At 63.7% G+C, this 18,441-nt stretch carries 20 protein-coding genes and 1 riboswitch; of the genes, 10 read left to right on the top strand and 10 right to left on the bottom strand.

Annotation, left to right across the window (positions count from 1 at the left end; translation table 11 throughout):
- Window positions 1-11 precede the first annotated feature (11 nt).
- Complete coding sequence (locus tag QRN04_RS10590; RefSeq protein WP_284975985.1) at window positions 12-314, top strand: cytochrome c-type biogenesis protein; 303 nt, start codon at window positions 12-14, stop codon at window positions 312-314.
- 127 nt (window positions 315-441) lie between these two features.
- On the opposite strand, the gene QRN04_RS10585 is transcribed toward QRN04_RS10590, so the two are convergent.
- The 3 genes from QRN04_RS10585 to thiO all read right to left on the bottom strand — a co-directional run bounded on the left by QRN04_RS10585 (window position 442) and on the right by thiO (window position 2,786).
- Entirely contained in the window at window positions 442-1,269 is an 828-nt protein-coding gene (locus QRN04_RS10585; protein ID WP_284975984.1) for a thiazole synthase, read from the bottom strand.
- A 3-nt stretch (window positions 1,270-1,272) separates the two neighbouring features.
- Window positions 1,273-1,509, bottom strand: coding sequence for a sulfur carrier protein ThiS (thiS, locus tag QRN04_RS10580; RefSeq protein WP_284975983.1), 237 nt, complete (start codon window positions 1,507-1,509; stop codon window positions 1,273-1,275).
- Window positions 1,506-2,786 (bottom strand): glycine oxidase ThiO, encoded by a 1,281-nt coding sequence (gene thiO / locus QRN04_RS10575; protein ID WP_284975982.1) that lies wholly within the window; start codon window positions 2,784-2,786, stop codon window positions 1,506-1,508. Before thiO ends, thiS begins: the two co-directional genes overlap by 4 nt.
- Window positions 2,779-2,895: riboswitch (TPP riboswitch) on the bottom strand. Its footprint overlaps the gene before it by 8 nt.
- A 26-nt stretch (window positions 2,896-2,921) precedes the next feature.
- Here thiO and thiE point away from each other — a divergent pair.
- From thiE to QRN04_RS10555, 4 genes are all read left to right on the top strand, one after another.
- Window positions 2,922-3,605, top strand: coding sequence for a thiamine phosphate synthase (gene thiE, locus QRN04_RS10570; protein ID WP_284975981.1), 684 nt, complete (start codon window positions 2,922-2,924; stop codon window positions 3,603-3,605).
- 67 nt (window positions 3,606-3,672) lie between these two features.
- The gene (locus QRN04_RS10565; RefSeq protein WP_284975980.1) at window positions 3,673-5,184 is read left to right on the top strand and encodes an RNB domain-containing ribonuclease; all 1,512 of its coding nucleotides are present in this window, start codon (window positions 3,673-3,675) and stop codon (window positions 5,182-5,184) included.
- Window positions 5,185-5,416: 232 nt separating this feature from the next.
- Window positions 5,417-7,060: a DEAD/DEAH box helicase gene (locus tag QRN04_RS10560; protein WP_284975979.1), complete on the top strand. Its 1,644-nt coding sequence runs from the start codon at window positions 5,417-5,419 to the stop codon at window positions 7,058-7,060.
- Between the two features lie 8 nt (window positions 7,061-7,068).
- Window positions 7,069-7,995 carry a DNA-methyltransferase gene (locus QRN04_RS10555; RefSeq protein WP_284975978.1) on the top strand — a complete coding sequence of 309 codons (927 nt, stop codon included), beginning with the start codon at window positions 7,069-7,071 and terminating at the stop codon, window positions 7,993-7,995.
- Here QRN04_RS10555 and QRN04_RS10550 read toward each other — a convergent pair.
- Window positions 7,933-8,541 carry a MarC family protein gene (locus tag QRN04_RS10550; RefSeq protein ID WP_284975977.1) on the bottom strand — a complete coding sequence of 203 codons (609 nt, stop codon included), beginning with the start codon at window positions 8,539-8,541 and terminating at the stop codon, window positions 7,933-7,935. The two genes, QRN04_RS10555 and QRN04_RS10550, sit on opposite strands and share 63 nt — an antisense overlap.
- A 49-nt stretch (window positions 8,542-8,590) precedes the next feature.
- Complete coding sequence (locus QRN04_RS10545; RefSeq protein ID WP_284975976.1) at window positions 8,591-9,436, bottom strand: PHP domain-containing protein; 846 nt, start codon at window positions 9,434-9,436, stop codon at window positions 8,591-8,593.
- 80 nt (window positions 9,437-9,516) lie between these two features.
- Between QRN04_RS10545 and QRN04_RS10540 the strand changes: the two genes are divergently transcribed.
- Window positions 9,517-11,100: an aminopeptidase P family protein gene (locus QRN04_RS10540; RefSeq protein ID WP_284975975.1), complete on the top strand. Its 1,584-nt coding sequence runs from the start codon at window positions 9,517-9,519 to the stop codon at window positions 11,098-11,100.
- 3 nt (window positions 11,101-11,103) lie between these two features.
- On the opposite strand, the gene QRN04_RS10535 is transcribed toward QRN04_RS10540, so the two are convergent.
- Window positions 11,104-11,931: a general stress protein gene (locus QRN04_RS10535; protein WP_284975974.1), complete on the bottom strand. Its 828-nt coding sequence runs from the start codon at window positions 11,929-11,931 to the stop codon at window positions 11,104-11,106.
- Between the two features lie 76 nt (window positions 11,932-12,007).
- On the opposite strand from QRN04_RS10535, the gene QRN04_RS10530 reads away from it, so the two are divergent.
- The 3 genes from QRN04_RS10530 to QRN04_RS10520 are packed head-to-tail and all read left to right on the top strand — an operon-like array spanning window position 12,008 to window position 15,166.
- Window positions 12,008-13,291, top strand: a complete 1,284-nt coding sequence (locus QRN04_RS10530; protein ID WP_284975973.1) for a magnesium transporter MgtE N-terminal domain-containing protein — start codon at window positions 12,008-12,010, stop codon at window positions 13,289-13,291.
- Window positions 13,292-13,319: 28 nt separating this feature from the next.
- Window positions 13,320-14,036, top strand: a complete 717-nt coding sequence (locus QRN04_RS10525; protein ID WP_284976019.1) for a DUF1003 domain-containing protein — start codon at window positions 13,320-13,322, stop codon at window positions 14,034-14,036.
- A 2-nt stretch (window positions 14,037-14,038) separates the two neighbouring features.
- Window positions 14,039-15,166, top strand: a complete 1,128-nt coding sequence (locus QRN04_RS10520) for an Mrp/NBP35 family ATP-binding protein (RefSeq protein ID WP_284975972.1) — start codon at window positions 14,039-14,041, stop codon at window positions 15,164-15,166.
- Between the two features lie 18 nt (window positions 15,167-15,184).
- Here the strand turns inward: QRN04_RS10520 and QRN04_RS10515 are convergent, their stop codons facing one another.
- From QRN04_RS10515 to sigE, 3 genes are read right to left on the bottom strand one after another with little or no spacing between them, the layout of a single operon-like run.
- A complete protein-coding gene (locus QRN04_RS10515) occupies window positions 15,185-15,574 on the bottom strand; it encodes a twin-arginine translocase TatA/TatE family subunit (protein WP_284975971.1) in 390 nt (129 codons plus the stop codon).
- A 31-nt stretch (window positions 15,575-15,605) separates the two neighbouring features.
- Window positions 15,606-16,520 carry a hypothetical protein gene (locus QRN04_RS10510; RefSeq protein ID WP_284975970.1) on the bottom strand — a complete coding sequence of 305 codons (915 nt, stop codon included), beginning with the start codon at window positions 16,518-16,520 and terminating at the stop codon, window positions 15,606-15,608.
- A 7-nt stretch (window positions 16,521-16,527) separates the two neighbouring features.
- Window positions 16,528-17,151, bottom strand: coding sequence for an RNA polymerase sigma factor SigE (sigE, locus tag QRN04_RS10505; protein ID WP_284975969.1), 624 nt, complete (start codon window positions 17,149-17,151; stop codon window positions 16,528-16,530).
- Window positions 17,152-17,355: 204 nt separating this feature from the next.
- On the opposite strand from sigE, the gene QRN04_RS10500 reads away from it, so the two are divergent.
- Window positions 17,356-17,988, top strand: a complete 633-nt coding sequence (locus QRN04_RS10500; protein ID WP_284975968.1) for an O-methyltransferase — start codon at window positions 17,356-17,358, stop codon at window positions 17,986-17,988.
- Between the two features lie 73 nt (window positions 17,989-18,061).
- On the opposite strand, the gene QRN04_RS10495 is transcribed toward QRN04_RS10500, so the two are convergent.
- Window positions 18,062-18,229: a DUF3117 domain-containing protein gene (locus QRN04_RS10495; RefSeq protein ID WP_284975967.1), complete on the bottom strand. Its 168-nt coding sequence runs from the start codon at window positions 18,227-18,229 to the stop codon at window positions 18,062-18,064.
- Window positions 18,230-18,441 lie beyond the last annotated feature (212 nt).

Genomic DNA, 18,441 nt, shown 5'->3' with positions numbered 1-18,441 from the left:
AAGGAGCGCCCATGCTTTCCCTCGTCATCGTGGTCTTGGCTACCATTGCCGCTGGTTTCATCGTGTGGGGAGCTGACAAGCGTCACAGTAGATACGGGACTGTGCTGCCGGCCGGCATCGCGACCACCGTTGGGGCCCTGGCCTGGATCATCTTCATCAGCGTCGGCTGGGGCTACCAGCCGGGCCTGACGTGGATTCCCTGGGTCGGGCCTATCGTGTTGGGAACCATCGCCGCGGTTGCCGTGGCGATCTTCCTGGGACGTACGCGGACCAAGCTCGACACTGCTGCGCTCACCCGGGCATTGCGGCTCTAGCCGCGCTTCGGCTTGATCCAGCCGCTTCAGCTTAATCTAGCCCCGGTTCAGCTCAATAGCGGAGGGCCATCACCTTATGGGTGATGGCCCTCCGCTATTGAGCACCTTTAAACACTTTTCGGCGCCTCTACAGGAACTCGGCCCGGCCTTCCATGGCCGATGACGCGAGGGCATGTTCACGTTTGGGGATGCGGCCGGCGCGTTGCGCCAACCTTCCCGCCATGACTGCGTGTTTGAACGCCGCGCCCATCTGCACCGGATTCTGGGCCCGGGTGACGGCTGTGGCCAGGAGGACAGCATCGCAGCCTAGTTCCATGGCGAGCGCCGCATCCGAGGCTGTCCCGATGCCGGCGTCGAGGACCACGGGAACGGACGCGCGGGAAACAATGAGTTCAATATTGTGGGGGTTCAGGATGCCCAGGCCCGTTCCGATGGGAGCACCCAGCGGCATCACGGCTGTGGCTCCCAACGTCTCCAACCGCAGGGCCAGGACGGGATCGTCATTGGTGTAGGCAAAGACTTTGAAGCCGCGGTTCACCAGCTGTTCGGTGGCGTCCACGAGCTCCACGCCGTCCGGAAGCAGCGTGTGCTCATCGGCAATGACCTCCAGTTTCACCCAGTCGGTCTCCAATGCCTCACGGGCCAGCTCCGCTGTCATGATGGCATCTTTTGCCGTGAAGCACCCTGCCGTGTTGGGCAGTACCTTGATGTTGTTGTCCACCAGGAGTTGGAACAGCGAGCCGGTTTCCGCTGGGGAATACCGCCGCATGGCGACAGTGGTCAGTTCCGTGCCGGAAGCCAAAAGGGCGGCGCCCAGCCCGTCCAGGCTGGGCGCACCCCCTGTGCCCATGATCAGGCGTGAGCCGAACGTGACGCCGTCGATTACCAAGGGATCGTGATCGCCGGAAGACGGCGCTGCTGTTGTTTCCTGCGCTGCGGTTGATGCCGTTGTCATGCTTTAGCCTCCTTGGACTGCGGTAACAAGTTCTACGTCGTCCCCATCGGCGAGCGCCGTTGCAGCCCATTGGCTGCGGGGCACAACTTCGGAGTTACGGGCGACGGCGACACCGAGCTTGCCTCCGTCGGCAGCCTGTCCGCGGTGGTCCAGGACCCGCCCTGTGATGGCGGTGACGAGCGTGCTAACGGAGGCGTCCTCCGCGACGGCGTGGTCTGCACCGTTGAGTTTGATGTTCATGCCGATCCTAGGTTGAGCGTTTGAGTGTTTTCAGAATGCGTGAGGGCAGATCGCTGCGGATCGAACCGGTCGGGCCGGAAGATTGACCAGCGGGGGTCCGAGAAGCCATCAAGCAATCGGCCCACTATCTTGGCGGCGACTGGTGTCAGGAGGACACCATGGCGGAAGAATCCGGTGGCGATGACCAGCCCTTCAATGTCACCCTTGGAGCCGGCGACGCGCCCAAGGAGCGGTGCGTTATCCGGGGTGCCCGGCCTGGCGCGGGCTGTGACCTCCAGGAGTTCGAGTTCGGCCACCGCCGGAACCAGTGCTTGGGCGTCCCGCAGGAGTTGGTACACACCGCCGGCGGAGACGGCATCGGTGCCCGACGATAATCCGTCTTCTCTTTGTGTCGCCCCAATGACCACCGTTCCATCGTCCCGGGGAACGATGTAAATGGGCACGCCACGGACCACTCCCCGGATGGTTGAGGTGACCAAAGGCCGGAGGTGCTCCGGTACCCGAAGCCTGAGGATGTCGCCATACACAGGACGCAGCGGCAGTGCCAGCCCGTCCGGGAGTCCGGGGAACTGCCGGGCGCCCAGCCCGTTGGCCAGCACCGTCTCTTCCGCCACAACAACCGATCCGGAGTCGAGTTGGACGCCGGTGACGCGTTCGCCGTCCTGCATCAGGCCTGTTGCTGCGGACGCCGCCCCGAATCCGTCTCTAGCTCCGGCCACCCAGGTGGTGTCTGCCGGTGAATGCCTGGCCAGCCCGGCCAGGAGGCAGGCCGCCAGCTTCCGTGGATCCACCTGATGGTCGGATGGAATATCAAAGACGCAGGAAATATGTGGACTCAGCAGCGGCTCACGCTCCCGCGCCTGCCGCAAGGCCATGGGTTCCACCGCCAGGCCGGCGGCGAGCTGCGCGGAGCGGAGATCCATCAGCGCACGACGATCCGCCGCGTCCGCGCCCACTGCAAGGGTCGACGTCGTGCGGTAACCGGTGCTCCCGCCCGCTGTAGAGAGGCCGGCGGCGAACGACGGCCACAAGCGGGAGGATTCGAGCATAAGTTCCAGGAGGGCTTCCTCCTGGTAGTGCAATTCGCTGACCGGGGCCAGCATTCCGGCGGCAGCAAAGGTCGCCCCGGTAGCGGGGCGGGGGTCGATGAGTACCACCGAGCGGCCGAGTCGACGGGCTTCGTGGGCGATGCCCAGGCCGATGACTCCCCCACCGACCACGGCGACGTCGGCATGCAGGGGCCCTTCGCCGCCCGGGATGTGGCTGGATTCTGCCATCTGTTTCCTTCCCTACGCCGGTACTAGCCGGATCAGGTCAAGCGGTCGGCGCTGAAGCCCTCTCAGCCGGACGGTCATATGACGTTTTCCGGCTCCCGCAGTACGTGCCCAGTTTAGAGGAACTACTGTGGTTCCATGACCCAGCACCAAGCCATTGCCTCTGCCCGCCTCTACTTGTGCACTGATGCGCGGGCGCGGCAGGGCGACTTTGAAGACTTCGTGGACGCGGCCTTCCAGGGCGGCGTGGACATCATCCAACTGCGGGATAAGACCCTGGAAGCGGCCGAGGAACTGGAAAAACTTGCGATCCTCCGTTCGGTTGCCGAGCGTCACGGCCGGTTATGGGCCGTGAACGACCGGGCGGACGTCGCCAGTGTTTCCGGGGCTCCCGTGTTCCATATCGGGCAAAAAGACCTTCCCTTGGATGCTGCCCGCGGGCTTCTCAGCGGCAACACAGCGATCGGCCTTTCCAGCCACGATCCCCAACAGATCGATGCGGCCATCAACGCTTCTGCGAGCACGGCAGCCTTGGACTATTTCTGTGTCGGCCCGGTCTGGGCAACGCCGACCAAACCTGGCCGTGCCGCCGTCGGACTGGAGCTGGTCACATATGCCGCAGAAGCCGTGAAGCGTGTGGAGGAGAAGGCCGGGCGGAACGAACCGCTGCCCTGGTTCGCGATCGGCGGCATCGATCTTGACAACGTGGAACACGTGGTGGCCGCGGGGGCCAGCCGCGTCGTCGTCGTCCGCGCCATCACCGAAGCCAATGATCCGACGACGGCAGCCAAGTCACTGATCGAAGCGCTGGACGCCGCTTAACCGCACACCAAATTGACGGTGCACCGGTTTCGAGACTCCGGGCCCGTTTCGGGCTAACCTGACTTTCGTGTCACATCATCGGATAGCACCCAACGTCATCGACCCGACAGACCAGCTCGCTGCGGCGCTGGCCGCGCTGCGAACCGAATTGGAACTGCCGGGCCCCTATCCGGATGCGGCTGTGGCCGAGGCCCGGAAAGCGGTGGAAAACCACCAGCTGCCGGCAGCGGACATGCGGGATGTTCCGTTCGTCACCATCGATCCCGCGACCTCCACCGACCTCGATCAAGCGCTGTTCATCGACCGTGCCGGAGACGGCTACAAGGTCCTGTACGCCATCTCCGATGTGCCCTCTTTCGTCGTGCCCGGCGGCGCCCTTGACGCGGAGACCCGGCACCGGGGCCAGACCTTCTATGCACCGGACGGACGCATTCCACTGCACCCGGAAATCATCAGCGAACAGGCCGGGAGTCTGCTCGAGGGACAGGACTGCGGGGCTTTCGTGTGGAACTTCGCACTCGACCAAGCGGCCGACGTCGTCAGTGTCACGGTGGATCGCGCCACGGTCCGGAGCCGGGCCAAACTCAACTACCACGGCGTCCAGCAACAGATCGACGCCGGGACCGCACCCGCTACGCTGCAACTGCTCAAAGAGGTCGGCCTCAAGCGGGTGGAACTGGAACGGTTGCGTGGCGGGGCCAGCCTGAACATGCCCGAACAGGAAATCGTCCAAGCGAACGACGGCGGCGGGTACAAGATCGTAGCGGCCCCCTCTTTGCCGGTGGAAGACTGGAACGCGCAGATTTCCCTCATGACAGGGATGGCTGCTGCGCAACTGATGCTGGCAGGCAAGGTGGGGATCCTGCGGACCATGCCGGCCCCGGACGAACGCTCGCTGCTGCATTTCAGGAGGCAAACACAGGCCCTCGGCAAGCCTTGGGACGGCCAGGTGAGCTATGGCGAGTATCTGCGGACCCTTGACGCAAGCGACCCCAAGCAGTTGGCCATCCTCCATTCGGCCGGCTCCCTGTTCCGTGGGGCCGCTTACACTCCCTTCGACGGCGATGTTCCCGCAGAGGTCCTCCAGGCGGCCATCGGCGCACCGTATGCCCACGCCACGGCGCCCCTCCGTAGGCTCGTGGACAGATTCGTCCTGGTCATCTGCGAGGCCCTCAGCAACAAGCGGGAAATCCCGGCCTGGGCCCGTGAAGCGCTCCCCTCGCTGCCGGAGATCATGGCGACCTCGGACCAGCTCGCAGGCCGGCTCGAACGGTTGGCTGTTGACACTGTAGAGGCGGCGCTCGTGGCAAACCTCATCGGCCAGGAATTCGATGCTGTGGTGATCTCGGGGTCCAAAGCAGGCAACGGAAACGGAAATGGCAACGGGAACGGCCCTTCCGGCCTCGTCCAGATCGCGGATCCGGCCGTGACGGCCCGATGCGACGGTGAAATGGAGTCAGGGACCAAAGTCAGGGTGCGCCTAACGCAGGCCGACATTGCCAATCGCGAGATCAGGTTCGAGTTGCTCCCGCCAAGCCATGGAACGAACGATCCGGGCTTTGAGGCTGCCAGAGGATAGACTGAGCCAGTAGTAATGGATGCCCGGTCGTTGATTCAGATGATTTTGAACTCAACAAGCCCGCCCCTACGCGATCTTGAGATATACCGGCTGGTCACCAGTGCCAGTAACTAGATAGCCCGCGATCGGCTTCCACTGGAATTGCATGTGCGCCCGTTCGTGCTCCGGTAACGGCTTCGCTGCCCCCGTTGAGCATGCAGCGCCAATGCCTAAATGAATAAGGAAACTCCCTGTGAGTGAATTGCATACCCATGAAGTCCTCACCGACTCCACCGGCACCGAAATTCTCGAACCCGAGGAAACCATCGTCTCCACCGAGACGCCCCACGAGATCGAAGAGAAGACATTCGCCGACTTCAACGTCCGCGCCGACATCGTCGCGTCTTTGGCCGACGCCGGAATCACGCATCCCTTCCCCATCCAGGCCATGACCTTGCCCGTGGCCCTGAGCGGCCACGACATCATCGGCCAAGCCAAAACGGGTACCGGAAAGACGTTGGGATTCGGCATCCCTGCCCTGCAACGGGTTGAAGGACGCGATGACCCGGGCTACTCCAAGCTCGCAGTTCCCGGCGCACCGCAGGCATTGGTGATCGTCCCCACCCGTGAGCTCGCGGTCCAGGTTGCCAACGACCTCCAGACCGCCTCACGCCAACGCAATGCACGCATCGCGACGATTTACGGCGGAAGGGCCTACGAGCCCCAGGTGGACGCGCTGCAAAAGGGCGTCGAGATTGTTGTCGGTACACCCGGCCGGTTGATCGACCTCTATAAGCAGAAGCACCTGAGCTTGAAGAACGTCAAGATGGTGATCCTTGACGAGGCAGACGAAATGCTGGACCTGGGCTTCCTTCCCGACGTCGAGACACTCATCGCCGGCACCCCCGCGGTTCGCCAGACCCTGCTCTTCTCGGCGACCATGCCCGGCCCCGTCATCGCGATGGCCCGCCGTTACATGACCAAGCCGACCCACATCCGCGCAGCCGATCCCGACGACGAGGGCCTCACCAAGCGCGACATCCGCCAGCTCATCTACCGTGCGCACAGCATGGACAAGACCGAGGTCGTGGCACGTATCCTGCAGGCCCGCGGCCGCGGACGAACCATCATTTTCACCAAGACCAAGCGCACCGCAGCGAAGGTCGCCGAGGAGTTGGTGGACCGCGGCTTCGCTGCGGCAGCCATTCACGGTGACCTCGGCCAGGGCGCGCGCGAACAAGCCTTGCGGGCCTTCCGCAACAACAAGGTGGACGTCCTCGTCGCTACCGACGTCGCCGCCCGCGGCATCGACGTCGACGACGTCACTCACGTCATCAACTACCAGTGCGTGGAAGACGAAAAGATCTACCTGCACCGCGTTGGCCGGACCGGCCGCGCAGGCAACAAGGGCACTGCCGTCACGTTCGTGGACTGGGACGACATGCCCCGCTGGGGCCTGATCAACAAGGCCTTGGGACTCAGCGTTCCCGAGCCTGTCGAGACCTACTCCTCCTCGCCGCACTTGTACTCGGACCTGGACATTCCCGAGGGCACCAAGGGCCGCCTCCCGCGGAACAAGCGGGTTCTTGCCGGTGTGGATGCGGAAGTTCTCGAGGACCTCGGGGAAACGGGCAAGAAGAACTCACGCTCGGGCGGTTCGGGCCGCGACGGCGGGCGTGACGGCGGCCGGGGCCGCGATGCCGGACGCAACCGCACCCGCCGTCGTCGTACCTCCGAAGGCGAAGCCGCTCCAGCGGCAGCTGCCGCCGAGGCACCGGTTTCCGGGGACGCCGCAGAAAAGCCGGTACGCGCACGCCGTACGCGCACGCGCCGCCGCAACGGTGAAGTGGTTTCCGGTGAATCCGCAGGCACCCAGTCCGGCAACTCCGAGGCCTAAAGTCCTCAATGACTGACACTGTTTGGGCGCCGGACGGCAGCAATCTGGTGGTGCACGCGGACAACGCGGAGTTCCTGCCAACCCTGCCGGACGGCGCCTTCACTCTCATCTATGTTGACCCGCCCTTCAACACCGGGCGGGTCCAACGCCGACAGGAAACGCGGATGGTCCGCAACGCGGACGGCGACGGCGACCGGGTCGGGTTCAAGGGTCGCTCTTACGACACCATTAAGGGCGCCCTGCACAGCTACGACGACGCGTTCAGCGACTACTGGTCGTTCCTGGAACCCAAGCTCTTGGAAGCCTGGCGGCTTTTGGCCGATGACGGCACGCTGTACCTTCACCTCGATTACCGCGAGGTGCACTACGCCAAGGTGATGCTCGATTCCATCTTCGGCCGGGAATGCTTCCTGAACGAGATCATCTGGGCATACGACTACGGCGCCCGCGCCAAGAACCGCTGGCCGACCAAGCACGACAACATCCTCGTGTACGTCAAGAACCCGGCCAGGTACCACTTCGACAACGCGGAGGTCGACCGGGAACCGTACATGGCCCCGGGGCTCGTCACGCCAGCCAAACGCGAGCTGGGGAAGCTGCCGACGGACGTTTGGTGGCACACCATTGTGTCGCCGACGGGCCGCGAGAAAACCGGCTACCCCACGCAGAAGCCCGAAGGTTTGGTCCGCAGGATCGTCTCGGCCTCCAGCCGTGAAGGCGACTGGTGCCTGGACTTCTTTGCAGGATCAGGAACCTTGGGCGCGGTGGCGGCCAAACTGGGACGGAAGTTCGTCTGCGTCGACCAAAATGAACAGGCGATCGACGTCATGCGCAAACGGCTGGGCGCCAAAGCAGCCTTCCATCCAGCGGTTTCAAGCAGCACTTTTGACGAACGCCTGCACGGCGTTGGCAATCATTTGCACGGCGATGGCTGAGAGCAACAGACCAGCGATCCTGGTCACCAGTTCGACGCCGTTCTCGCCCAGGGCCCGCTGAACCAGTCCAGCGAACCGCATGGCCAGGTACAGCGAGGCGAGCACCACCACGATCCCCAATCCCACGGCAAGGTATTGCGAGACCTCGTGGGATTGCTGCACGAAAACCATGACCGCCACGATCGCTCCGGGCCCGGCCATCAGCGGGGTTCCCAAGGGCACGAACGCCACATTTTTGTATTTGGCGGCGTTTTCCTCGCCGCTGGTGGACCCCGTGAGCAACTGCAAGGCAATCAGAACCAGCAGCAAGCCGCCCGCCCCTTGAAGGGCGGCCAACGAGATGTGCATGTAGTTCAGGATCGACTGCCCGAAAATGGCAAAGAGCACAATGACGCCCGTGGCTACCAGAAGGGCCTGGAAGGCAGAACGGTTCCGGTCCTTCGCTGACATTTGAGCCGTCAGGGACATGAAAATGGGCACCGTTCCGGGCGGGTCCATAATGACGAAAAGCGTGACGATCACGGATGCGAGTAGTTGGACATCCATCAGGGCACCCTTCTGGCGCAGGTATCGTGTTTCACCGGACTACCCTGCCTCACCGGACTACCCTGCTGCCGGTTGCCAATTCCTCTATCCGGGCAAGGACTTCCGGTCGCGTGGTGTTCTCGCCGATGAGGTTCGGCTTGCCGGCCCCGTGGTAATCCGATGAACCGGTGACCAGCAGTCCATGGGTCGCGGCCAGTTCGCGAAGGAACGTGCGTCCTTCTTCGGGATTGTCGCGGTGGTCCACCTCCACGCCCAGCAATCCGGCGTCGATCATCTCCTGGTAAACGCCCTCCCCCACGATCCGTCCGCGCGATGACGCCACCGGGTGCGCAAAGACGGGCACGCCGCCCGCTGCACGGACGAGCTCGACGGCGAGGGCCGGGTGCGGCGCGTAGTGCTGGACGAAGTACCGTGAATGGGAAGTGAGGATCGACGTGAACGCTTCCGTCCTATCCGCAACAACTCCGGCAGCGACCAGCGCGTCGGCGATATGCGGGCGGCCCACGGTGGCCCCGGGCGCAACGTGGTGGATCACGTCATCCCACGTGAGCGGATAATCCTCGGACAGCAGGCTGACCATGTGCTCGGCACGGGTCAGGCGGGCGTCCTTGGACTTGGTGATCTCTTCCAGCAAGCCGGGGTGCGCGGGATCGTGCAAATAGCTCAGCAGATGGACGCTGATCCCTTCCTTTGTCCTGCAGGAAATTTCCATCCCGGGAACAAACGCAATCCCTCTGTCCCTCGCCGCTGCAGCCGCGGACTCCCAGCCGTCCGTGGAATCGTGGTCCGTCAATGCCACGGCATCGAGCCCCGCCGCAACGGCGGAAACGATCACCTCCGCCGGGGTCTGGGTTCCATCGGAAACATTGGAGTGTGTATGCAGGTCGATCCTCACTTTCCCAGCCTATTGGATGCGCGGCCGCATACGCCGGTGCGGCGTTGGCCACATCAACTCACTGGTGGGACGATGTAACGGTGAACGATGCCGAAAACACCCAAAACATGGACTCCGCAAATTCCCAGCCCCTGCAAGAACGCGTGAACAACCGTTCCCAGCGGCCCACATCCGAGGCCTTCAAGGCCTTCATGGCCAGCAACTGGGCGCCCGCTCCGCAGGTGACCCCTGCGCGCGACGCCGTCGCTGACCACGCTGCCCGCCGCCGTCGTGCCATCTCCGAACTGTTCAAGGGCGAACGGCTGGTCATACCGGCGGGACCACTGAAGGTACGCTCCAACGATTGCGATTACCGGTTCCGCCCGCACTCCGGTTTCGCGCACCTCACCGGGCTGGGCTTGGACCACGAGCCCGACGCCGTATTGATCCTCGAGCCCGTCAGTGAAGGAAAGGGCGACGACGGCGGCCACCACGCGGCGACGCTTTACTTCCGGCCGCTCGCCGGGCGCGATACAGAACAGTTCTATGCCGACTCGCGCTCAGGTGAGTTCTGGATCGGTGCACGCCCAACGCTCGCTGAATTCGAGGCCCGGCTGGGCCTCCCCACCGCTGACATCTCCGAACTGGAGGTCGGTATCACCAAGAATGTCGGTGCTCCGGAGATCGGCGGGATCTCCATCCGGCTGGTCCGCGGAGTCGACGAGAACATCGATGCCCTGGTAGACACGGCCCGCTTCAACACCGCCAAAGACCCGGAAAACCTCGACCTCGGTGAACTCGACGCCCTTGATGAAAAGCTGAGCGAAGCACTCTCCGAATTGCGCCTCGTCAAGGACGAGTGGGAAATCGAGCAGATGAAGATCGCCGTGGCCGCCACGGTCGAAGGTTTTGCCGACGTCGTCCGCGCCCTCCCGCGCGCGCTGACCCACCGGCGCGGTGAGCGTGTTGTTGAAGGTGCCTTCTTTGCCCGGGCACGCGAAGAAGGCAACGAGTTGGGCTATGACACCATAGCGGCATCCGGCAACAACGCCACGGTGCTCCACTGGACCCGGAACTCAGGCCCCGTCAAGGCCGGGGAGCTCCTCCTCCTGGACGCCGGGGTGGAGGCCGACTCCCTTTACACCGCGGATGTCACCCGCACCCTGCCAGCCACCGGCACGTTCACCGACGTTCAGCGCAAAGTCTACGAAGCTGTCCTCGACGCCGCCGACGCCGGATTCGCTGCTGCGCGTCCGGGCGTCAAGTTCCGCGACATCCACACTGCTGCCACCACGGTGCTCGCCGAACGCCTGGCGGAGTGGGGCCTGTTGCCGGTCTCTGTCGAAGAAGCGATCAGCCCCGAGGGCCAGCAGCACCGGCGCTGGATGCCGCACGGCACCAGCCACCACCTGGGCCTGGACGTCCATGACTGCGCACAAGCCAAGCGCGAACTCTACTTGGACGGGGTCCTCACCGAGGGAATGATCTTCACCATCGAGCCCGGACTGTACTTCAAGAACGAGGACTTGGCTATTCCCGAGGAGTACCGTGGCATCGGCGTCCGGATCGAGGACGACATTCTGATGACCGCGGACGGCCCGCTGAACCTCAGTGCCGCCCTCCCCCGTACGGTCGACGACGTCGAATCATGGATGGCCGGGATTTACCAAGAGGCCGCGGGCTAACCACTACTGCTGCCGGGGGTTCTCCCCGGCAGCAGGCGGCTGGGCGTCGCCCTGCGGTGCTGCATTACCTTCGTTCACGCGGACCCCGTATTGGGGTCGACCGTCGGGGAGGTCCGGGTACCGAACGGCGCCCGAAGCGGGCTTTTGCGTAGCCTGGTCCGCTGGACTTGCCCCTGCCGTAGGCACATTCTGGCCTGTGGGAGCGCCCGAGCCATCGTTACCCGGGGTGCGCTGGCCGTAGGGGTCGTGCCATGTCGAGGGACGTTCAGGGGCCCGGCCCGGCTGCTGGAACGGTGCGCTCGGTGTGCTGTAGGGCCCTGGGCGGCCGCCGGCTTGGGATGAGTTCATCGGCAGTTGCTGGAGCAACCTGCGTGCTTCGTGGGCAGCTTCAAAGGCGACGATGACGTCGTAATTGGTGGCCACCACTTGGCTGGTGGATGTGAAGTCACGCTTTCCACGCTGGGTGGCGTAGGTGACGATGCCGAACAGCATGAAGAAGGCTGCGCCCATCAACACAGAGGTGATAATCGAAAACGGCCCGCCGGCGGGCGTGAAGAAAGAGAGCATGACGCCGACGAAGAGGCCGAACCACATGCCGCTCAGGGCACCAGACAGGGCCACCCGCGGGTAACTCAGCCGGCCGGTGACCCGCTCCACCATTTTCAGGTCGTTACCCACGATTGAGACGTGCTGAACCGGGAATTGCTGGTCCGCGAGGTAGTCCACCGCCTTCTGGGCATCCAAATACGAGGTATACGAGCCAACAGTGTCTCCTTGCGGCACACTGCGGGATTCCTCAAGGGCTTTGGGAGCACCAAAAATGTTAGACATAGCTTCATTGTGTCGCATCGACATGGGAAGCGGCTGGAATTCAGCTAAAAGAGTGCAGACTCGGTAGCCTATGAACATGAGCACACATCCTTCACGCGTCTTTGTCGCGCGCTTGCTCGGACTGGACGTCTTCGACCCCTTGGGCGACCGTCTTGGCCGGCTGCGTGATGTCGTGGTGCTCTCACGCGGTACGCGCGGGGCTCCACATGTAGTTGGCATCGTTGTGGAAGTTCCGGGTAAAAAACGGGTATTCGTACCAATGACCCGGATCACCTCCATCGACCAAACCCAGATCATTTGCACGGGCTTGGTCAACCTCCGGCGCTTCGAGCAGCGCGGGGCCGAAATGTTGGTTGTGGCGGAGATGTTCGATCGCCGCGTCACCTTGGCCGATGGCAGCGGGGATGCCACCATCGAGGACATCGCCATGGACCAGCACCGTTCAAAAGACTGGTTCGTCAGCAAATTGTTCGTCCGCCGTGGGCATTCCATGTCACCGCTCAGCAGGCTCCGGCGCAATGAAACGCTCATTATCGACTGGGCCGACGCGCGCACCGAAGCGCCGAACGAGCCCCAGGCGGCAACGCAGTTCGTGGCCACCCACGAGGACCTGAAACCGGCCGACTTCGCCGAAGCCCTCCAGGAGATGAGCGACAAGCGCCGGTTCGAAGTAGCCAGCGAACTGCAGGACGAGCGGCTCGCCGATGTCCTGCAGGAACTCCCGGAAGATGACCAGGTGGAGATTCTCTCTGCCCTGGACGTTGAACGCGCCGCGGATATCCTCGAGGAGATGGATCCCGACGACGCCGCCGACCTCCTGGCAGAGCTTCCCTCGGCACAGGCCGAGGAACTCCTGCAACTGATGGAGCCGCAGGAGGCTGAGGACGTCCGCCGTCTCCTTGAATACGACGAAGACACAGCCGGTGGATTGATGACGCCGGTCCCGGTTATCCTCCCCCCGGAAGCCACCGTGGCGGAGGCGCTGGCACACGTCCGGCGGGAGGAACTTTCACCCGCTTTGGCTTCCTCCATCTTTATTACCCGTCCCCCCCTCGAAACGCCCACTGGCCGGTTCTTGGGCGTGGTGCACATCCAACAACTTTTGCGCTTTCCCCCGCCGGAGCCGCTGGGAAACCTCGTCGACAAGAGCCTTGAGCCCTTGTCCGATCAGGCGCACATCAGCGAAGTCGCCCGCACCTTGGCCACCTACAACCTCAATTCGCTTCCCGTCGTCGACGACGATGGGCGCCTTGTGGGGGCGGTGACTGTTGACGACGTGTTGGATCACTTGTTGCCGGATGACTGGCGCGCCCATGATGATGACGCCCCAATAAGGAAACTCGGAGGCCGCATTGGCTGAGAACAACTCCACCCGTTCCCCCAAGGCCATCGCACGCCAAGCAGGCAACAGCTACGGGAGCCTTGACACTCCGCTGACCGGTCGCCAGCGGTTCCTACCCAAGTTGTCCCCCAACCCGGACGCTTTCGGCAAGGCAACGGAGGGTTTCGCGCGGTTCATGGGTACACCGCAGTTCCTCGTCTACATGACGGTGTTCTGCGTCTTTTGGCTTGTGTGGAATACCTTTGCCCCCACCGAGTGGCAGTTCGACCGCGTGGAGCTTGGTTTCACCCTGTTGACGTTGATGCTGTCCCTCCAAGCCTCCTACGCCGCTCCCCTCTTGCTCCTTGCACAGAACCGGCAAGATGACCGGGACCGGGTGTCCCTGCAGCAAGATCGCCAGCGTGCCGAACGGAACCTTTCCGACACCGAGTACTTGACTCGGGAACTGGCGTCGCTGCGGATCGCCCTGCGGGAAGTGGCCACGCGCGACTACGTCCGTGCAGAGCTGCGCGGCTTGTTGGAAGACATCATCGATGCCCAGGAAGAACTGCGGGAAAATGAAACCGCTCCGGACGAAACGGAATCCCCGCGCGAGAAAGTGAAGGAACGGATCAAGGAAAAGCGGGATAAATCCCGCAGTCCGCGAACCCAACAGATCCCCAAGGTTCGCCCCAAGGGCTCAGGCCCGCAGCATTCCACGGGCAAGCCCTTGAGAAGACCCGAAACTCCCGACGCGCCCGACGCTCCGGAAAGCTTGGCCTAGGCGTGGGCCACATATCCTCCCAAGCCCTGGACGCTGCGCTGGCCACTGTCATCGACCCGGAGCTCCGCCGCCCCATCACAGAGCTCGGCATGGTTGAGTCGGTGTCGGCTGCCGAGGACGGCACAGTCCGCCTGGCAGTCCTGCTGACCATTGCCGGCTGTCCGCTGCGGGACACCATCACCCGGGACGCCACTGAAGCGCTCTCCGGCGTCGCTGGCGTTTCGGCCGTGGACGTTGAACTGAAGGTGATGACGCCCGCCCAACGCCAAGCGCTCAAGGACAAGCTCCGGGGTCCGGGCGCCCAGCGGGTCATACCTTTCGCGCAGCCTGGGTCCCTCACCAAGGTGTACGCGGTGGCCAGCGGCAAGGGCGGGGTGGGCAAGTCAACGGTTACTGTGAACTTGGCGTGCGCCCTCGCGGCCCAAGGCCTGCGTGTAGGCATCGTGGACGCCGACGTTCACGGATTCTCTGTACCGGGACTTATGGGCATCACGCAGAAGCCCACGCAGGTGGACGACATGATCCTGCCTCCCTTGGCTTTCGGTGTCAAAGTCGTGTCCGTCGGCATGTTCGTGGTGGGCAACCAGCCGGTGGCCTGGCGCGGGCCCATGCTGCACAGGGCCTTGGAGCAGTTCCTCACGGACGTCTATTTCGGGGACCTCGATGCGCTCTTCCTCGACCTCCCGCCGGGCACGGGCGACATCGCCATCTCAGTGGCGCAATTGCTTCCTACAGCGGAGATCATCGTGGTGACGACGCCCCAGGCAGCCGCCGCCGACGTCGCCGAACGTGCCGGAACCATTGCCACCCAAACCGGGCAGAAGGTGGCCGGGGTCATCGAAAACATGTCCTTCCTGGACATGCCCGACGGCGGCCGCATGGAGCTGTTCGGAAGCGGCGGCGGAGCGGTACTGGCTGAACGGTTGAGCCGCGCGGTGGGCACGGATGTCCCGCTGCTGGGCCAGATCCCCTTGGACATCCGCCTGCGCGAAGGCGGGGATGCCGGAAAGCCGGTGGTCCTCGGAGCCGGGGAAAGCGCGGCCGGTGCGGCACTGACCAGCATTGCAGCTAAGCTGGCAACTCGTCCGCGGGGGCTGTCCGGGTTGAAGCTGGGGATTGCACCCCGCTGATTTCTTGAGCCGGGACCCTTAGGTGGCTTCGGTGTCGAACGGTGCTGCTTCGCCGTCCGCAAGTCGCTGAATGATCCGTTCGGGAGCCTTCGGCCTGCTTGGTTCAGCGACCGCCGGGGCAGCGGCTGGTGCTCCGGCACTGACAGGCTTGGGATCGTCTTCGAGCAGGGCGTCCTTGATGATCCGGCGCGGATCGTACTGCCGGGGATCGTATTTCTTCCAGTCGACGTCATCGATGTCGATGCCGACTTCTTCTTTGATCTGTTCGCGTGCGCCGGAGGCCATCCGGCGCACTTCCCTGACCAAGTTTGCGAGCTTCTGCGTGTATTCGGGTAGGCGGCTGGGACCGATGACGAGCACGCCGATGATCAAGAGGACGATGAACTCCGGGCCATTGATTCCAAACACGCTTCGAAGATTACCTTGTCTGTGGTGCCGCTCATAAACCAGCCGGACGCAGGAGGGCCTCAAGCCCTCGCAGCAGCCTCTGGTAACCGGCTTCGGATGGACGCGCTGCTGATGCCAGGCTCATGGAGTCCCCTGCCCTGACCAGTTCCGGAACTGCGTCCGCGGCTTGGGTTGCCGGCAGGTCGGCAGTGTACTTGATGATGGCGGACGGCGTTGTGTAGACGGCCTCCCAGGGTGATCCCTGCGTAATGGAAAGCCGCGCAGGGTCATGTTGCCCGGAGCCGCCTCGATCCTGGCCCTGCATGTGTTCCTCCAGAACCGTAGCCGAGTGGCCATTGTTTTCGAGATCCAGCTCGACGACGGGGTTCCCATCCACCTCAGTGGCGCGGGCCGCGATGACGTGGAAACCCAATTGGGCCATCTCCGGGCAGGCCCAGCCATTGGCCCGTAAAAGACCAATCTGCTCAGGGCTCAGGCTTGCAGTATTGGGCGTGGGAGTGGAGTCGAAAATGAGCTCGGCCGGGCCCGTCGCCATACCTCCGGCCAGTGGCGCGGCGTCGCTGGCAGCGGTGCGGGCGGGTGGTTCCGCGTCGCCCCCCACAGCGTAGGCGGTGGCGGCAAGCGCTCCTGCGCTGAGCGCCAGTGTTCCAGCAAAGACTGCCGTGATCCGCAGGGACCGGCGGACGTGTGGCTGCCTCGATCGCGCGCTGCAGAGAGTATCCCTCTGGTTGGCCAGCGATGCTGTCTGTTGGATCAAGCGTGCGGCGAGGTCTTGGCTGGCTTCGGGCACAGTGGAACCCCTTAACCGTTCCAAGTATTGCTGTTCGCGGAGGTGGGCGGCCTGGCACCGGGCACACGCAGCGACGTGCGTGGGATTGCGGGTGTGGCGTAGGGCACGCCACGACGACCGGCGGAGCGCGCCAAGCCGGAGATGGCGACGAGGCATTGGAGTCCTAGTGAAGCCCAGCGATGCGCGGCATCTTTAGGCGCGGCTTGCGCGTGGTGACGGGGCGCGGATCACGATGGGCCAGCTTCTCGCGCAGCATCGTCCGGCCGCGGTGGATTCGGGACCTGACGGTACCCAGCTTCACGCCCAAGGCCTCAGCAACCTCGTCGTAAGAGAGGCCTTCCAGATCACACAGCACCACAGCAGCACGGAAATCCGGCGGCAGTTCTTCCAATGCCCGCTGGACGTCAAGATCAAGATTGTTGTGTTCGTAGCTTTGCTCCGGGCCAGGCTCGCGGCCGGGAAGGCGGGACTCGGCATCTTCTCCAAGGGCGTCGAAACGGATCCGGCTCTTGCGCCGGGCTTGATCGAGGAACAAGTTGGTGGTGATGCGGTGCAACCAACCATCCAAGGTGCCAGGCTTAAAATTCTCAAGTGACCGGAACACCCGGACGAACACCTCTTGGGTGAGGTCCTCGGCGTCGAACTTGTTGCCTGTCAGGCGGTAGGCAAGGCGATAGACCTTGGCGGAGTGGTTGGCCACCACGTCCTCCCAGCTGGGCATCACCCACTCAGCAACTGCCTCAAGGCTTTCCGATGTTTGGACTGGCTCAGCATGCGATGCCGGCATCGTCCACTCCCCTCAAACTGTGGTACACCGTAGCCCGGTGCCGTCCACCTCATGGATGACCGGACAAGTATCATCCCAGATTTGTCTGGGAATTGCCTGATCAACCAACATTTTCCACGCTCGGCGAAACGGCGCGAACCCGGCCGGCACGCGGGACACAGTACTCTGGTACAACACCCCTACACGCGGAGAGCGAATCCCTTCATGAGTGCCGACAAGTCAAGCAGCTGGTCCTACGCAGAAGATCTGCCGGCCGAAGATGACGTGTTGTTGCGGGCCCGGGAACGTTCGTACGAGCTCGGCGTCACCCCGGTGAGCCCGGGTGTAGGTGCGGTGCTCACAGTGCTGGCGGCCGCTTCCAAGGCGCAGACCGTGGTTGAAGTCGGCTCCGGCGCCGGAGTCTCGGGTGTGTGCCTCTTGCGTGGCCTGGGATCGCAGGCAGTCCTGACCACCATCGACCTCGACGTCGAACACCTCAAGGCCGCGCGCGAGGCCTTCCTCGAGTCCGGCAGTCCGGCCAACAGGACGCGCACCATTTCCGGTCGCGCGGCGGACGTCCTCCCCAGGCTTACCGATGCCGCGTACGATCTCGTCTTCATCGACGCAGACAAGCCAAACTTCCCCGTCTACGTTGAGCAGGCTGTCCGTTTGCTCAAGTCCGGCGGAACGCTGGTGATCAATGATGCTTTGGACAAAGACCGGGTTTCCAACCCGGCGGCGCGGGACGCCACCACGGTGGTCCTCCGCCAGATCGGCAGGTCGATTCGCGACGACGACCGCCTCGCCTCAGCCATGCTCCCGACAGGAGACGGACTCTTGGTGGCAGTCAAGAAGTAGCGGGGACTTCCCAACGCAAAACAGGGCGCCGGCTCGCGCCGGGCCCTGCCCTATGAAGCTGGCTGGTAAGGTCCTAGCCAGTAACGCCTACGAGGCATTCCCTGAGGTTCTCCGCTTCGGCGGCGTTGAGCTCGACCACAAGCCGGCCTCCACCTTCGAGCGGCACACGCATGATCAGGCTGCGTCCCTCTTTGGTAACTTCCATAGGGCCGTCGCCAGTTCGTGGTTTCATAGCCGCCATTAGGAAAATCCCCTCCATTTGTCCTATGTCACGCCAACCCGGCGGGCTGGATGCTCATCGCAATTCCAGCCGGCGGCACACGGGCGGCCGCCTTGGCCGGGCACCTGTTAGGGTGCTTCTTCTTGCTCTTACCCCATTATCCCGTACTTAACGCCCGGTAGCGAAATCAACGGCATATTCGTCCGGACTCTGTACTTACTGCGTCCGGGCCC

The sequence above is a fragment of the Arthrobacter sp. efr-133-TYG-104 genome (assembly GCF_030208915.1).
GTDB lineage: Bacteria > Actinomycetota > Actinomycetes > Actinomycetales > Micrococcaceae > Arthrobacter.
Note: the sequence above shows the minus strand (reverse complement) of the source record. Positions and strands in the feature narration are given on the sequence as shown.

What these genes read in the sequence shown, in the direction of transcription:
- QRN04_RS10550 (WP_284975977.1), bottom strand. Translation starts at nt 8,541, where the DNA reads ATGGATGTCCAACTACTCGCATCCGTGATCGTCACGCTTTTCGTCATT.
- thiS (WP_284975983.1), bottom strand. Translation starts at nt 1,509, where the DNA reads ATGAACATCAAACTCAACGGTGCAGACCACGCCGTCGCGGAGGACGCC.
- thiE (WP_284975981.1), top strand. Translation starts at nt 2,922, where the DNA reads ATGACCCAGCACCAAGCCATTGCCTCTGCCCGCCTCTACTTGTGCACT.
- QRN04_RS10500 (WP_284975968.1), top strand. Translation starts at nt 17,356, where the DNA reads ATGAGTGCCGACAAGTCAAGCAGCTGGTCCTACGCAGAAGATCTGCCG.
- QRN04_RS10590 (WP_284975985.1), top strand. Translation starts at nt 12, where the DNA reads ATGCTTTCCCTCGTCATCGTGGTCTTGGCTACCATTGCCGCTGGTTTC.
- sigE (WP_284975969.1), bottom strand. Translation starts at nt 17,151, where the DNA reads ATGCCGGCATCGCATGCTGAGCCAGTCCAAACATCGGAAAGCCTTGAG.
- QRN04_RS10585 (WP_284975984.1), bottom strand. Translation starts at nt 1,269, where the DNA reads ATGACAACGGCATCAACCGCAGCGCAGGAAACAACAGCAGCGCCGTCT.
- QRN04_RS10530 (WP_284975973.1), top strand. Translation starts at nt 12,008, where the DNA reads ATGAGCACACATCCTTCACGCGTCTTTGTCGCGCGCTTGCTCGGACTG.
- QRN04_RS10510 (WP_284975970.1), bottom strand. Translation starts at nt 16,520, where the DNA reads ATGCCTCGTCGCCATCTCCGGCTTGGCGCGCTCCGCCGGTCGTCGTGG.
- QRN04_RS10535 (WP_284975974.1), bottom strand. Translation starts at nt 11,931, where the DNA reads ATGTCTAACATTTTTGGTGCTCCCAAAGCCCTTGAGGAATCCCGCAGT.
- QRN04_RS10555 (WP_284975978.1), top strand. Translation starts at nt 7,069, where the DNA reads ATGACTGACACTGTTTGGGCGCCGGACGGCAGCAATCTGGTGGTGCAC.
- thiO (WP_284975982.1), bottom strand. Translation starts at nt 2,786, where the DNA reads ATGGCAGAATCCAGCCACATCCCGGGCGGCGAAGGGCCCCTGCATGCC.
- QRN04_RS10495 (WP_284975967.1), bottom strand. Translation starts at nt 18,229, where the DNA reads ATGGCGGCTATGAAACCACGAACTGGCGACGGCCCTATGGAAGTTACC.